The sequence below is a fragment of the Agromyces arachidis genome (genome assembly GCF_052805135.1).
This window is the reverse complement of sequence record NZ_JBRBDK010000006.1, coordinates 200,809-214,916: the sequence shown is the minus strand read 5'-3', so window position 1 is coordinate 214,916 and position 14,108 is coordinate 200,809. Positions and strand designations below refer to the sequence as shown.

Genomic DNA, 14,108 nt, shown 5'->3' with positions numbered 1-14,108 from the left:
CAACCGACCTGATCGGCGAAGAGCTCCACGAACGCGCCCGCACGGTCATCGCTCAAGCCGAATCCCCTTCCCCACTGTCCCCCTTTCTCCTTCCCCACCCCCCCCTCCCTGGCCCCCCCACACTCCTCCCCCCCCTCCCCCACCCCCCGCCCCGCCGGGGGGGTGGGTTTCTCCCCCCCCCCCCCCCCCCCCCGAGCCCGAGTCACGGCGGTGAACCCGAAACACCGCGCTGACTCGCCCCCAGAAAACGCCGGCGGTACCCAGCCGTCGGCGGAGCGACTCCTCGGAGTGCGCACTCACCATGCTACGGATCGGAGCGGCGAGCGGAAGTCAGCATTTCGGGGGACACGGACCCCGATCGGTCACCGCAGGGCGGCGGACCACCGCCCCGCGCCGACCTCGATCGGGGGACGCAACGCGTTCCTCGGGTGCGACCACGCGCTCCGGGCCGGCGGCGGCGGCGCCGCCTGCTCCTCGTGCACGGCGGCGACGATCACGGCGGTCACGGCCGCGGCCTCCTCGGGCGACACGTCGGCGGTGACGAACCGGAGGTCGACGGACTCGTCGCCGTTCGGTCCAGCGGCAGCGATGCTCATGACGCCTCCTACAGCGGGATGTTGCCGTGCTTCTTCGGCGGCAGGCTCGCGCGCTTGGTGCGCAGCGCCCGCAGCGCCTTGGTGACCGCGACGCGAGTGGCCGACGGCTCGATGACCCCGTCGAGCTCGCCGCGCTCGGCGGCGAGGAACGGGGACGCGACGTTGTACGTGTACTCGTTGGCGAGCCGGGTGCGCACCGCCGCGACGTCCTCGCCGGCCTCCTCGGCCCGCTTGATCTCGCCCCGGTAGAGGATGTTGACGGCGCCCTGGCCGCCCATGACGGCGATCTCGGCGGTCGGCCAGGCGAGGTTGATGTCGGCCCCGAGCTGCTTCGAGCCCATCACGATGTAGGCACCGCCGTACGCCTTGCGCGTGATGACGGTCACCAGCGGGACCGTCGCCTCGGCGTATGCGTACAGCAGCTTGGCGCCGCGGCGGATGACCCCGGTCCACTCCTGGTCGGTGCCGGGGAGGTAGCCGGGCACGTCGACGAGGGTGAGGATCGGGATCGAGAACGCGTCGCAGAACCGCACGAAGCGCGACGCCTTCTCGCCCGCGGCGATGTTCAGCGTGCCGGCCATCTGGCTCGGCTGGTTGGCGATGATGCCGACCGAGCGGCCCTCGACGCGCGCGAACCCGACGACGATGTTCGGCGCGAACAGCGGCTGGACCTCGAGGAAGTCGCCGTGGTCGACGATGCCCTCGATGACCGAGTGCATGTCGTAGGGCTGGTTCGGCGAGTCGGGAATGATCGTGTCGAGCCGGCGGTCGCCGTCGGTGATCTCGAGCTCGGTCTCGCTGTCGTACACGGGCGGTTCCGACATGTTGTTGTCGGGCAGGAACGACACGAGCGTGCGGGCGTAGTCGAGCGCATCCGACTCGTCGCTCGCGAGGTAGTGCGCGACGCCCGAGACGGTGTTGTGGGTGAGCGCCCCGCCGAGCTCCTCCATTCCGACGTCCTCGCCGGTGACCGTCTTGATGACGTCCGGCCCGGTGACGAACATCTGGCTCGTCTTGTCGACCATGATCACGAAGTCGGTGAGCGCGGGGGAGTACACGGCGCCGCCCGCCGCAGGGCCGCAGACGATCGAGATCTGCGGGATGACCCCGGAGGCCGCGGTGTTGCGGCGGAAGATCTCGCCGTACTTGCCCAGGGCGACGACGCCCTCCTGGATGCGGGCGCCGCCGGAGTCGAGGATGCCGATGATCGGCACGCCGGTCTTCAGCGCGTGCTCCATCACCTTGATGATCTTCTCGCCGGCGACCTCGCCGAGCGAGCCGCCGAAGATGGTGAAGTCCTGCGAGTACACGGCGACCTGGCGGCCGTGGATGGTGCCGACGCCGGTGACCACGGCGTCGCCGTAGGGCCGCTTCTTCTCCATGCCGAAGGCGTGGGTGCGGTGCCGCACGAACTCGTCGAACTCGACGAACGAGCCCGCGTCGAGCAACTCGGCGATGCGCTCGCGCGCGGTCATCTTGCCCTTGGCGTGCTGCTTCTCGATCGCCGCCTCGCCGGAGGCCGTCACCGCTTCGTGGTAGCGATGCTTGAGGTCGGCGAGCTTGCCCGCGGTGGTGGAGAGGTCGGGGCCGTCGTTCGTCGATTCGGTCACGAAGGTTCACTCTACCGGCCTGCCTCCGGGCCGCTTCGTTGACGGTTTCCCACAAAAACGCGCGGGGGTGTGGTGCCGTTCGGCACCTCGCGTGGCACCGGACACTAGCCTGAGGGCGACGGATCGGGAGGCGCGCATGGAGTGGGAGCGGTCGCGGGCGGCGGTCCCGCGCTTCGAATGGCTCGAGACGGCCGGGTCGACGAACGACCTCGCCCGCGAGCATGCGACCGGCGCGGATGCCGCGTCCTGGCCGCACGGCTCCGTCATCGCGACCGACGACCAGACCCGGGGCCGCGGGCGCCTCGGCCGCACCTGGCTCGCCCCGACCGGCAAGACGCTGGCGATCTCGGTGGTGCTCCGCCCGGGCGACCGGCTCGAGCCGGACGCGTACGGCTGGATCCCGCTGCTCGCCGGCATCGCGATGACCGAGGCGGTGCGGTCGGCGGTGGCCGCGGCATCCGTCGATCGGGGCGGGGAGGACGACGGCACCGGCGGCGTCGAGGTCGAGCTGAAGTGGCCGAACGACGTGCTCGTCTCGGGGTACAAGGTCTGCGGCATCCTGTCCGAGCTGCTGGAGCCGGGCGCCGTGGTGGTCGGCTCCGGACTCAACCTCACGCTCGACGAGCACGACCTGCCGACCCTGACCTCGACCTCGCTGCTGCTCGTGACGGGTCGGCGTCCGGATGCCGACGCGGTGCTCGCCGACTACCTGCGCCGACTGCTGGACCTCGTGGACGCCTTCGTCGACGCCGGCGGCGACGCGGTCGCGAGCGGGGCCGCGCAGCGCCTCGCCGACGTGTGCGGCACCATCGGGCAGGACGTCCGCGTCGAGCTGCCGGGCGGGGGCGAACTGCTCGGCGTCGCCGAGGCGGTCGCGCCCGACGGGCGGCTGGTCGTGCGCGATCGTGAGAACGGCGAGGTGCAGGCTGTCGCGGCGGGCGACGTCACGCACCTGCGGTATTAATGGGGCCATGGGGGAGGCGAGCGGTACGCCCGGCCTGCCGGAGGGGGAGCACGTCGTCGCGCGGCTCCGACGGCACGCCCGCGTCCTCGTCCTGCCCGCGCTGCTGCTGATCGGGGTCGCGGGCGCGTCGGGGTTCGGCCTGCCGGTGCTCGATGAGGGCTGGCCCCGCCTCGCCGCGCTGGTGGTGGCCGCGCTCGTGGTGCTCCTCGGCTGCGTCCTGCCGTACCTGTCGTGGCTGGCCGCGCGCACGACCGTCACCTCGCGACGCGTCATCGTGCGGCGCGGACTCTTCGTCCGGGTGCGCCGCGAGCTGTGGCACCGCCGCGGCTACGACGTGCAGGTCAGCCGCGGATGGCTGCAGCGCGTCGCCGGGTCCGGCGACGTCCGGCTCGAGACCGGGCACGACGTGCCCGTCGTGCTCCGGGACGTCCCCGACCCGCTCCGGGTCCAGGCGGCGCTGCACGAGCTCATGGCGTCGGCGCACGCGCTCGGAGCCCCGGCGGTGGGGCCCGGCACCGCGCTCGACGGCGACACCGCTCCCCGGCTCCGGGCCTGAGTCCCGGCGCCGCGCGGGCCCCCGGCCGGCCCGCGCGCGGCGTGCGCCGGGGCCATCGATGCGGACCGCTCGGCTGGAACGCGTACTGTAGTCGGGCGGCTCGCCCTCCCCGCGGGCCGAGCGACGAAAGGCACCACTTGGGCGAGGAATGCATCCACGGATTCGACGAGGGTCTCTGCGCGATCTGCTCGCCGCCGGCTGAACCCGACCCGGCGGTCACCACGGCGCGAAGCCGCCAGACGCGCACCCCGGGCACCTCCCACGCCGCGGCGGCCGCGGCCGAGGCCCGCGCCGCCACCGCGAAGGCGTCGGCCCGAGCCGCCGCGACCGCCCGCGGGGGCCGGCCGGCCGCCTCGGCGCGCGCGGGGCGGGGCTCCGCGGGCGTGCACGAGGCGCCGGTCGACGCGGCCGCCTCGCGGCTCTACCACGTGACCCACATCGAGAACCTCGGCCGGATCCTGGGGGCCGGCGCGCTCCTGGCCGACGCCGGCGATCCGCCGGCGGAGCCCGTCGTCGACCTCGCGGCGCCCGCGGCGCGCGCCTTCCGCCGTTCGGCGACGGTGGGGGAGACCGGCGCGACGGTCGCCGAGTACGTCCCCTTCCTCCTCAGCACCGACGCGCACGTGTGGGACTCGATCCGCACGGGCGCCGCCGACCCGCGGCTGACCGCGGAGGCCGTCGGCCGCCCGATCGCCGACCACGTGATCCTCGTCACCTCCGTCGCGGCCGCGGCCGGCGCGAGGCTGCGCACGCCCGGCGAGGTCGTGGTGTCCGAGACGGATGCCGCGGTCGGCGGTGCGCCGTTCGCCGACGGCTGGCCGGAGGCCGAGCGCACCCTCGTGCGCCTGACCCTCGCGGACGACGGCGCGGGACTGCGCGCCGCCGAGGTCCTCGTCCGCGGGAGCGTGCCGCTCGAGCGGGTCGCGCTCGTCGCGGTCGCGAACGACCGGGTCCGCGACCGGGTCAGGGCCGCCCTGCAGGCGGTGGGCTCGAAGACCCGCGTGGCGGTGTACCCGCCGTGGTTCCAGGCGGCGGAGTAGTCCCGGGAGGGACGTCGTCCGCGACGGCGCCCGAGACCACCTCGGGCGCCGGGTCGAGCGGCGGCTCCTCGAACAGGGCCCGCTGGGCCTCCTCGACCCGGGCGAGGTTCGACAGGCCGTCGGCGCGGTGGTGCCCGAACACCCAGTAGCGGTAGAGCAGGAAGCGGAACGCCGTGCCCAGCGCGAGCCCCACCACGTTGGTGGCGATGTTGTCGGCGAGCAGGCTGGTGTACCCGAGCACGTAGTGGCTGACCCAGAGGCACAGCAGCGCGATGCCCATGCCGCCGAGCGAGACGATCGCGTACTCGGCGAACTCGCGCAGCGCGTGCCGCCGTCGGTGCCGGCGAAAGGTCCAGTAGCGGTTGCCGAGCCAGTTGAACACGATGGCGACGGTCGTCGACACGGTCTTCGCGCCGATGGCCGACTGGGCCCACGTGTCGCTGCCGAGCAGCCCGAGCCGCAGCGCGTTGAAGAGGGCGACGTCGATCAGCAGCCCGATGAGTCCGACCACGCCGAACTTCACGAGGTAGGCGAGGAATCCGTTCCACGCCCGCATCGCCACGGTGCGGAACGTCGCTGGCACCCCACGATCCTACGGCGGGCGCGGCCTAGGATGGTTCCGGCGGTGCACGGGGCACCGAGGACGGACGGTGACACCGGTGCGAGTCGGAGTGGTCGGGGCCGGGCAGCTCGCCCGCATGATGATCCCCGCGGCGATCGAACTCGGCGTCGAGCTCCGGGTGCTCGCCGAAGGCGACGGGATGTCGGCCGCGCTGGCGGCGCACCGCGTCGGCGACTACACCGACCCCGAGACGGTGCTGGCGTTCGCGCGCGAGGTCGACGTGCTCACGTTCGACCACGAGCACGTCCCGCAGCACGTCCTCCGTGCCCTCGTCGAGGCCGGCGTGCCGGTGCATCCGGGTCCCGAGGCGCTGCGTTTCGCGCAGGACAAGCTCCTCATGCGCGCTCGCCTGGACGAACTCGGGCTCCCGGTGCCCGAGTGGGCGCGCGTGTCCACGCCCGCCGAGCTCGACGCGTTCATCGAGCAGCACGGCGGCTCGGCGGTCGTGAAGACCCCTCGTGGCGGCTACGACGGCAAGGGCGTGCGGGTGGTCCGCGGCGCGGCCGAGGTCGCCGAGTGGTTCGCCACCCTCGACGAGGACGGCCGCGAGGGCGCGCTGCTCGTCGAGGAGCTCGTCGACTTCCGTCGCGAACTCGCGCAGCTGGTCGCCCGCCGGCCCTCCGGCGAGGTCGTCGCGTGGCCGCTCGTCGAGACGGTCCAGGTCGGCGGCGTGTGCAGCGAGGTGATCGCCCCCGCGCCGCACGCGGCTGGGCGGCTCGCGGACGTCGCGGCCGACGTGGCGATCGCCGTCGCCGAGGGGCTGGGGGTCACCGGGGTGCTCGCGGTCGAGCTGTTCGAGACCACCGACGACCGCGTGCTCGTCAACGAGCTCGCGATGCGTCCGCACAACTCCGGGCACTGGACGATGGACGGCGCGACGACGAGCCAGTTCGAGCAGCACCTGCGCGCAGTGCTCGACCTGCCGCTGGGCGGCACCGGCTGCCACGACGAATGGGCCGTCATGGTCAACCTGCTCGGCGGGCCGGCCGAGGGCACGCTCACCGAGCGGTACGCCGACGCCCTGGCGGGCCACCCGACGGTGAAGGTGCACAACTACGGCAAGGAGCCCCGTCCCGGCCGGAAGGTCGGGCACGTGACCGCGACCGGACCCGACCTCGACGAGGCCGTCTACGAGGCGCGCGCCGTCGCGGCGGCACTGCAGGACTAGACGCGCGAGCCGCATCACGGTTCTTCCAGCCGTCGGCCCTACTATCGACGGGTGATCGCAGGCAATTCCCCCGCACCCCTCGTCGGCGTCGTCATGGGCTCCGACTCCGACTGGAACGTCATGCGCGAGGCGTCCGAGCTGCTCGAGGAGTTCGGCGTCGCGCACGAGGTCGAGGTGGTGTCGGCGCACCGCACCCCGGAGAAGATGATCGCCTACGGCAAGGAGGCGGCGGAGCGCGGCATCCGCGTCATCATCGCCGGCGCCGGCGGAGCGGCGCACCTGCCGGGCATGCTCGCCTCGGTGACGACCCTGCCCGTGGTCGGCGTCCCGGTGCCGCTCTCGCGGCTCGACGGCCTCGACTCGCTGCTCTCCATCGTGCAGATGCCCGCGGGCGTGCCCGTCGCGACCGTCTCGATCGGCGGCGCGAAGAACGCCGGGCTCGTCGCGGTGAAGATCCTCGCGACCGCGGACGACCGGCTCCGCGACGCGCTCGAGGCGTACGCCGCCGGGCTCGCGGCGCTCGTCGAGGAGAAGAACGAACGCCTGAAGTCGAGCCGATGACCCTCGCCGACAGCCCCATCCGCCATCCCGACACGGCGTCCCGTCCGCTCATGACGCGGCGCGGATGGTGGCTCGTGGGGATGAACATCCTCATCCCGGGGTCGGCCCAGGTGCTCGCCGGAGACCGCCGGCTCGGCCGGTTCGGTCTCGGGGCGACGCTGGTGCTCTGGCTCGTCGTCGTCGCGGCGGTCGTGACGTGGTTCGTCGCGCCGACGATCGTCTACACGGTCGCGTCGAATAGCATCGCGTTGTGGGTCGTCGCACTCGGGCTCGTCTTCTACGCCGTGCTCTGGCTCGTGCTCACCTTCGACACGCTGAGGCTCGTGCGCCTGGTGCGGACCCAGCCCTCGGCCCGCGCGCCGATCGCGGCGCTCGCGACCGTGGTGCTGGTCCTCGCCTCGGGCGGTGCGGCCTACGCCGCCTACGTCGCGACCACCGCGAGCGGATTCCTGTCGACCGTGTTCGCGGCGGGGCCGAGTGAACCGCCCGTCGACGGCAGGTACAACATCCTCCTCCTCGGCGCCGACACCGGTCCCGACCGGGAGGGCACCCGACCCGACAGCATGACGGTCGCCTCGATCGACGCCGAGACCGGCCAGGCCGTCCTCATCGGGCTGCCCCGCAACCTCGAGGACATCCACTTCCCGGCGGACTCGCCCATGGCCGCCGCCTACCCGGACGGCTACGGCACGGAGCAGGGCTGCCTCGTCGACGTGTGCCTGCTGAACTCGATCTACACCGAGGCCGAGCAGGTCACGCCCGAGCTCTACCCCGACGCGGCGACGCGGAACAGCTCGCCCGGCCTCGACGCCATGCGCGACGCCGCGGAGGGCGTCACGGGGCTCACGATCCAGTACTACGTGCTCATCGACATGCAGGGGTTCGAGGCCCTCATCGACGCGCTCGGCGGCGTCGAGATCACCGTCGAGGAGCGGCTGCCGATCGGCGGGGACGAGAACCTGCAGAACGTCGACGGATGGGTCGAGGCGGGCACCCAGCGGATGAACGGGTACACCGCGCTCTGGTACGCCCGGTCGCGCTACAGCGCCACCGACTACGACCGCATGCAGCGCCAGCGGGTGCTGCAGGAGGCGATCCTGCGCCAGTCCACGCCGTCCAACGTGCTGGCCAAGTTCCAGGCGGTGGCGCAGGCCGGCGCCGAGACCGTGCGCACCGACATCCCCCAGTCGATGCTGGGCTACTTCGTCGACCTGGCGGGCAAGACGCGGGCGCTGCCGATCCAGACGGTGGAGCTCACGCCCGAGAACGGCGTCGATCCCGGGTACCCGGACTGGGAGGTCGTGCACGGCCTGATCGACGAGGCCCTGGCCTCCGCCACCGCCGAACCCACGGCCACGCCCTCGGCGGGGTGAGCCCCGGCCGACGCGGCCGACACGACCGGCGTGCCGGTCAGAGGTCGGCGTGCAACTGCCACACGCGCTCGGCGGAATCGCGCCAGTCGAACGCCTGCGCCCGGTCGCTGCCGGCGATCGAGAGCCGCTCGGCCACGTCGCGCTGCTCGACCACGGCCGTGACGGCGGCGGCGAGGCGCTCGACGTAGCCGCCCCCGACGCCGACCGGGACCTCGATCCCGGCGTCGGCGGCGACCTCGGAGTATGCCGGCGTGTCCGAATGGATCACGGGGACCCCGAGGCTGAACGCCTCGATGATGGACGTGCCGTCGCCCTCGTCGTGGCTCGGGGCGACGACCGCGGTGGCTCCGGAGAGCACCGCGGCGAGTTCGCCCGCGTCCGCCGGCTCGACCGCGGTCACGCGCGACGGCGCGACGCCGGCCTCCTCGGCCACGGTCGCCATGTGCTGCTCGCCCCACGACTCGGGCCCGATCACCACGAGCGGGATCTCGGGGACCCCGGGCCGGCCCAGCGCGTGGAGCAGGTCGATCACGCCCTTCCGCGGTTCGAGCGTGCCCTCGACCGCGACGTACTCGGCGGGAAGGCCGAGCCGCGCGGCCACGTCGCGAGCATCCGGCGGCGCCACGAGGCCGGCGCGCGGCGCCGTCCCGATGACCCGGACCCGGTCGCCGAGGTCGACGACCATCGCGAGCCGTTCGGCGAGCGCATGGGTCGGCACGACGACCGCGTCGGCGTGCCGCCGGGCGCGCTTGAGCATGGCCTTCTGCCACGCGACGGAGGTGGAGGTCAGCGACTCCGGGTGGGTCCAGGCGAGGAGGTCGTGGACGGTCACGACCACCTGCTCGCCGGGCACGGTGCGGTCGTGACGGCGGAGCGGGGCGAACAGGCTCGGGGCGTGGATCATGCCGCCGCCGGGCGACGTGGTGAGGCCGAACTGCCACGCGGCCGCCAGTTCGCGGCGGGCGAGGCTCGACTTGTAGAGGCCGGAGAGGCCCGGGAGGACGTCGAGCAGACGCTGGTAGTCGCTCGGAAGGGAGCTCGAGACGACGCCCTCGACCTGGCAGCCCCGGGGCGCCGTCGCGATCAGCCCGCGCGTGAGCGCCTCGGCGTACCGCCCGATCGGTCCGGGCACGGGTGCGACGACCTGGTCGACGATCACGCGGAGTGTGGTGGGCATGCCTCTCCCTCGGGCGCTCGTTCGGCGGCCCGACCACTGTAGCGGCCGGGCCCGCGGGATCTCGGCAGCCGCGTCGCGCCTGTGGACGGCGAGCGCGCCCGGACAGGGCAAGATGGATGGGTCCCGTCCAGCCGAGATCGAGAGCGAATGACTCCCAGCACCCCGTCAGCGCGCGTCGTCGCCGTGGTCGTCGCGTACAACCGCCGAGACCTGCTCGCCGAGGTGCTCGCCGCGCTCGCCGCCCAGGAGACGCCCCTGACCCGCGTGGTCGTCGTCGACAACGCCTCCACCGACGGCTCGTCCGAGGTCGCCCGCGACGCCGGCGAGCTCGTCGACCTGGTCGAACTGCCGCGGAACACCGGCGGCGCGGGCGGGTTCGCCGCGGGCACGGCGGTCGCGCTGACCGACCATCGCCCCGACTGGATCTGGCTGATGGACGACGACACCGTGCCCGAGCCCGGCGCCCTGCGCGCGCTCCTCGACGCGGTCGAGGGCACCGACACGGTCGTGGCCGGGTCGCGGGTCGAGTGGTTCGACGGGACCGAGCACCCGATGAACACGCCGCGGCCGAAGCCGTTCGCGTCGCGCGGCGAGCGCACGGCCGCCGCCGGCCGGGGCGCGATGCCGATCCGGAGCACCTCGTTCGTGTCGATGCTGGTCCGCGCCGACGTCGTGCGCGCGGTGGGGCTGCCCATCGCGGACTACTTCATCTGGAACGACGACTTCGAGTACTCGACGCGCGTGCTGCGCGGCCGACGCGGGGTGCACGTCCCGGCATCCGTCGTGGTGCACAAGACGCGGGTGCTCGGCTCGACCGACGCCGACCCCGGCGCCCGGTTCTACTACGAGGTCCGCAACAAGCTGTGGATGTTCCGCCGCTCGCGGAGCCTCGCGGCCTGGGAGAAGGCGCTCTACGGCGGCTCGACGGCGCTGCGGTGGCTGCGGACCGTGCTCCGCTCGGACGAGCGCGCCGTGCTCGCCGACGGCTGGCGGCGCGGATGGCGCGACGGCACCCGCTACCGGCCGCGCCCCAACGCCGACGCGCTGGCCGGGCTCGGACGGGCCTCCGACGCGGTGGCGGCGGTGGAGGCGCGGTGAGCGAGCCGTTCAGCCTCCTGATGTCGGTCTACCGGGGCGACCATCCGGTGCACTTCGCCAAGGCGTTCACCTCGAGCGTCGAGTCCCAGACCCTGCGTCCCGCGCAGGTCGTCCTGGTGCAGGACGGGCCGGTCTCGCCGGGTCTCGAGGGCGCGATCGAGACGGCCGTCGCCGCCTCGCCCGTGCCCGTCGTGCACCACCGCATCGTCGAGAACGTCGGGCTCGCGCGGGCCCTCGACGAGGGCCTCGCGCGGTGCGACCACGACATCGTCGCCCGCATGGACGCCGACGACATCTCGCTCCCCGAGCGCTTCGCGTCGCAGGTGCCGCTCGTCGAGGGCGGACTGGACCTCGTCGGCACGGGCATGCTCGAGTTCCTCGACGACGACGGGTCGATCGTCGGACGGCGCGTGCCGCGCACCTCGCAGGAGGAGATCGAGCGGTTCGCCCGGTTCCACGACCCGTTCAGCCACCCGACGGTGGTGTACCGCCGCTCGGCCGTCGAACGCGCGGGCGGGTACCGCCCGCTCGGGCTGATGGAGGACTACTGGCTGTTCGCCCGCATGCTGCACGCCGGGGCCAGGGTCGGCAACGTCGCCGAGCCGCTCGTGATGTACCGGGTCGGCGCGGGGGCCTACGCGCGCCGGGGCGGCCGCGCGCAGTGGCGCAGCGAGATGCAGCTGCAGCGGGCGCTGCGCCGGATCGGGTTCACGACGCGCCTCCAGTTCGCCCGGAACGTGCTCGTGCGCGGCACCTACCGCTTCGTGCCCGAGCCCATCCGCCGCCTCGCGTACCGACGGCTGATCGCCCGCGGTTCCAGCGCCGACCACGCCTGACCCGGGCCTCCGCCCGCCTCGCGCGGCCCGTCGGCGCCGGCCCACGGCATCGCGACGCGCCGAGCGGGGTTGACCCCGGCGCGCCCCCGACCGCCCCTACCATGGGGCCCGTGTCCCCGCGCGCGGGGACGGTCGGGGGGAATTCCGATGTCGGTTCGGTCGATGGCGACGGCGGTGGCGGCGGTGGTCGCGCTCGTCGCCGGCGTGCTCACCGCGAGCGTGGCCGGACCGGTGCCCCGCGCGGCGGCGGCGGCCGACCCCAAGGACTTCAACGCCGGCATGATCATCAGCGACCAGGTCTTCTACGACAGCTCGACGATGACGGTGGCGCAGATCCAGAGCTTCCTGAACGCCCGGGTGCCCTCGTGCGCGAGCGGGTACGTGTGCCTCAAGGACTACTCGCAGGCCACGACGAGCCAGCCGGCGCGCAGCGAGGGGTGCGCGGCGTACGCCGGCCAGTCGAGCGAGTCGGCGGCCCTGATCATCTACAAGGTCGCGCGGGCCTGCGGCATCAACCCGCGCTCGCTGATCGTGCTGATCGAGAAGGAGCAGGGCCTCATCACGGACGCCACGCCGTCCTCGCGGCAGTACCGGTCCGCGACCGGCTACGGCTGCCCGGACACGGCGGACTGCGACACGACGTACTACGGTTTCTTCAACCAGGTGTACAACGCGGCCTGGCAGTTCCGGAAGTACCGCGCGAACCCCGGCATCCGCGCCTACCAGGCCGGCCGGTACAACACGATCCTGTGGCATCCGAACACCGCGTGCGGCTCGTCTCAGGTCTACATCCAGAACCAGGCCACCGCCGGCCTCTACATCTACACGCCCTACCGGCCGAACGCCGCTGCGCTCGCGAACCTCTACGGCACCGGCGACGCGTGCTCGAGCTACGGCAACCGCAACTTCTGGCGGATGTTCACCGACTGGTTCGGCTCGACGAGCACCCCGGCCGCGCCGGCGCCGACCGCCGTCCCCACGAGCACCATCCCGCTCGTCTACGCCACCGATGCGGCGGGCGCCCTCTACCTGTACCCGGGCACCGGCACCGGCGCGTGGCGCACCCGGCTGCAGGTCGGGTCGGGCTGGAACAGCATGGAGTTCGTCGAGGGCGCCGGCGACGTCACGGGCGACGGCTTCCGCGACGTCCTCGCGATCGACGGCGCCGGCGCGTTGTGGATCTACCCGACCGACGGCGTGGGCACCTTCCGGACCCGCATCGCGGCGGGCACCGGCTTCGAGGACGTCACCGCGCTGTTCGCAGCCGGCGACTTCGACTCCGACGGCGACCAGGACTTCTTCACCCGGGATGCCGACGGCGTGCTCATGCTGCACCGCAACAACGGCGCCGGGCAGTTCGCCCCGAAGCGGGTCGGGTCGGGCTGGAACGTCTTCAACCTGATCGTGGGGGCGATCGACTTCAACGGCGACGGCCGGATCGACGTCCTCGGCCGCGACGCCTCCGGAGGGCTGTGGCTCTACCCGGGCAACGGGCGGGCCGGCTGGGGCACGGGCGTGCGGGTCGGCAACGGCTGGAACGTGATGAGCCGGATCCTCACGCCCGGCGACTTCGACGGCGACGGGGCCGCCGACGTGCTGGCACGCGATGCGGCGGGTGCGCTCTGGCTCTATCCGGGCAACGGGTCCGGCGGATGGCGCGCCCCGAAGGTCGTCGGCAGCGGATGGAACACGATGAACGTCATCGGCGGCCCGGGGCCGAAGTCCGGTTCCGCGGTGCCGCTCACGACGGGCATGGGCGACCTCACCGGCGACGGCACGCGCGACATCCTGGCCCAGGACGACGGCGTCGGGACCTGGATCTACCCGTCCAACGGCAGCGGCGGGTGGCTTCCCCGGCGCGAGGCGCCCGGCGAGTGGTCGGGGATCGACGCGCTCATCAGCGGCGGCGACTTCGACGGCGACGGACACCGCGACGTGCTCGGACGCGACGCGGCGGGCGACCTCTGGCGGTACCCGAACGACGGCGCCGGGGGGTTCGCGGCGCGCGTCAAGGCCGGGAACGGGTGGAGCGACTTCACGATCTTCGGCGCCGGCGACGCCGATGGGGACCGGGACTGGGACCTCATCGCGCGCGACACGGGCGGCACGCTCTGGCTGTACCCCGGGGACGGCGCCGGAGGGTTCGAACCGCGTCGCAGCCTGGGCAGCGGCTGGCAGAGCATGCTCTGGGTCTTCAGCCCGGGCGACTTCGACGGCGACGGCCGGTCCGACATCATCGCGATCACGGCGGCGGGCGACATGCGGCTCTACCGGGGCGGCACGACCGGGTACGCGTCTCCCGTCACGATCGGCAACGGGTGGCAGGGGATGACCTGGGTGGGCAGCCCCGGCGACTTCGACGGCGATCTCCGACCTGACGTCCTGGCGCGCACCGCCGAAGGCGCGCTGCGGATCTACCCCGGCAACGGCCGCGGCGGCTGGCTGTCCGTCCGGCAGATCGGCAACGGCTGGGGCGTCATGGAGCTCATCGGTTGAGTCCTCGCCCG

At 73.4% G+C, this 14,108-nt stretch carries 13 protein-coding genes; 9 read left to right on the top strand and 4 right to left on the bottom strand.

The genetic code is table 11. The annotated features are described in order from the left end of the window. Positions 1-362: 362 nt before the first annotated feature. Complete coding sequence (locus ACUY4T_RS10455) at positions 363-596, bottom strand: acyl-CoA carboxylase epsilon subunit (RefSeq protein WP_446018868.1); 234 nt, start codon at positions 594-596, stop codon at positions 363-365. Positions 597-604: 8 nt separating this feature from the next. After that, positions 605-2,206, bottom strand: a complete 1,602-nt coding sequence (locus ACUY4T_RS10450; protein WP_446018867.1) for an acyl-CoA carboxylase subunit beta — start codon at positions 2,204-2,206, stop codon at positions 605-607. A gap of 91 nt (positions 2,207-2,297) precedes the next feature. Between ACUY4T_RS10450 and ACUY4T_RS10445 the strand changes: the two genes are divergently transcribed. The 3 genes from ACUY4T_RS10445 (at position 2,298) to ACUY4T_RS10435 (ending at position 4,766) form a co-directional block, all read left to right on the top strand. Then, positions 2,298-3,170 carry a biotin--[acetyl-CoA-carboxylase] ligase gene (locus tag ACUY4T_RS10445; protein WP_446018866.1) on the top strand — a complete coding sequence of 291 codons (873 nt, stop codon included), beginning with the start codon at positions 2,298-2,300 and terminating at the stop codon, positions 3,168-3,170. Positions 3,171-3,177: 7 nt separating this feature from the next. Beyond that, a complete protein-coding gene (locus ACUY4T_RS10440) occupies positions 3,178-3,726 on the top strand; it encodes a PH domain-containing protein (RefSeq protein ID WP_446018865.1) in 549 nt (182 codons plus the stop codon). Between the two features lie 137 nt (positions 3,727-3,863). Further along, complete coding sequence (locus tag ACUY4T_RS10435; RefSeq protein WP_446018864.1) at positions 3,864-4,766, top strand: DarT ssDNA thymidine ADP-ribosyltransferase family protein; 903 nt, start codon at positions 3,864-3,866, stop codon at positions 4,764-4,766. On the opposite strand, the gene ACUY4T_RS10430 is transcribed toward ACUY4T_RS10435, so the two are convergent. Beyond that, positions 4,690-5,349 carry a GtrA family protein gene (locus ACUY4T_RS10430; RefSeq protein WP_446018863.1) on the bottom strand — a complete coding sequence of 220 codons (660 nt, stop codon included), beginning with the start codon at positions 5,347-5,349 and terminating at the stop codon, positions 4,690-4,692. The genes ACUY4T_RS10435 and ACUY4T_RS10430 overlap by 77 nt on opposite strands. A gap of 67 nt (positions 5,350-5,416) precedes the next feature. On the opposite strand from ACUY4T_RS10430, the gene ACUY4T_RS10425 reads away from it, so the two are divergent. From ACUY4T_RS10425 to ACUY4T_RS10415, 3 genes are all read left to right on the top strand, one after another. Further along, positions 5,417-6,556: a 5-(carboxyamino)imidazole ribonucleotide synthase gene (locus ACUY4T_RS10425; RefSeq protein ID WP_446018862.1), complete on the top strand. Its 1,140-nt coding sequence runs from the start codon at positions 5,417-5,419 to the stop codon at positions 6,554-6,556. A 93-nt stretch (positions 6,557-6,649) separates the two neighbouring features. Beyond that, the gene (purE, locus tag ACUY4T_RS10420; RefSeq protein ID WP_446018877.1) at positions 6,650-7,117 is read left to right on the top strand and encodes a 5-(carboxyamino)imidazole ribonucleotide mutase; all 468 of its coding nucleotides are present in this window, start codon (positions 6,650-6,652) and stop codon (positions 7,115-7,117) included. Beyond that, positions 7,114-8,490, top strand: a complete 1,377-nt coding sequence (locus ACUY4T_RS10415; RefSeq protein WP_446018861.1) for an LCP family protein — start codon at positions 7,114-7,116, stop codon at positions 8,488-8,490. The genes purE and ACUY4T_RS10415 overlap by 4 nt, the downstream gene beginning before the upstream one ends. A gap of 37 nt (positions 8,491-8,527) precedes the next feature. Here the strand turns inward: ACUY4T_RS10415 and ACUY4T_RS10410 are convergent, their stop codons facing one another. Beyond that, the gene (locus tag ACUY4T_RS10410) at positions 8,528-9,667 is read right to left on the bottom strand and encodes a glycosyltransferase (protein ID WP_446018860.1); all 1,140 of its coding nucleotides are present in this window, start codon (positions 9,665-9,667) and stop codon (positions 8,528-8,530) included. Between the two features lie 147 nt (positions 9,668-9,814). Between ACUY4T_RS10410 and ACUY4T_RS10405 the strand changes: the two genes are divergently transcribed. The 3 genes from ACUY4T_RS10405 (at position 9,815) to ACUY4T_RS10395 (ending at position 14,097) form a co-directional block, all read left to right on the top strand. Next, entirely contained in the window at positions 9,815-10,765 is a 951-nt protein-coding gene (locus ACUY4T_RS10405; protein WP_446018859.1) for a glycosyltransferase, read from the top strand. Continuing rightward, positions 10,762-11,601: a glycosyltransferase gene (locus ACUY4T_RS10400; protein ID WP_446018858.1), complete on the top strand. Its 840-nt coding sequence runs from the start codon at positions 10,762-10,764 to the stop codon at positions 11,599-11,601. The genes ACUY4T_RS10405 and ACUY4T_RS10400 overlap by 4 nt, the downstream gene beginning before the upstream one ends. Positions 11,602-11,763: 162 nt before the next feature. After that, complete coding sequence (locus ACUY4T_RS10395) at positions 11,764-14,097, top strand: FG-GAP repeat domain-containing protein (RefSeq protein WP_446018857.1); 2,334 nt, start codon at positions 11,764-11,766, stop codon at positions 14,095-14,097. The last annotated feature ends 11 nt before the right edge of the window (positions 14,098-14,108 follow it).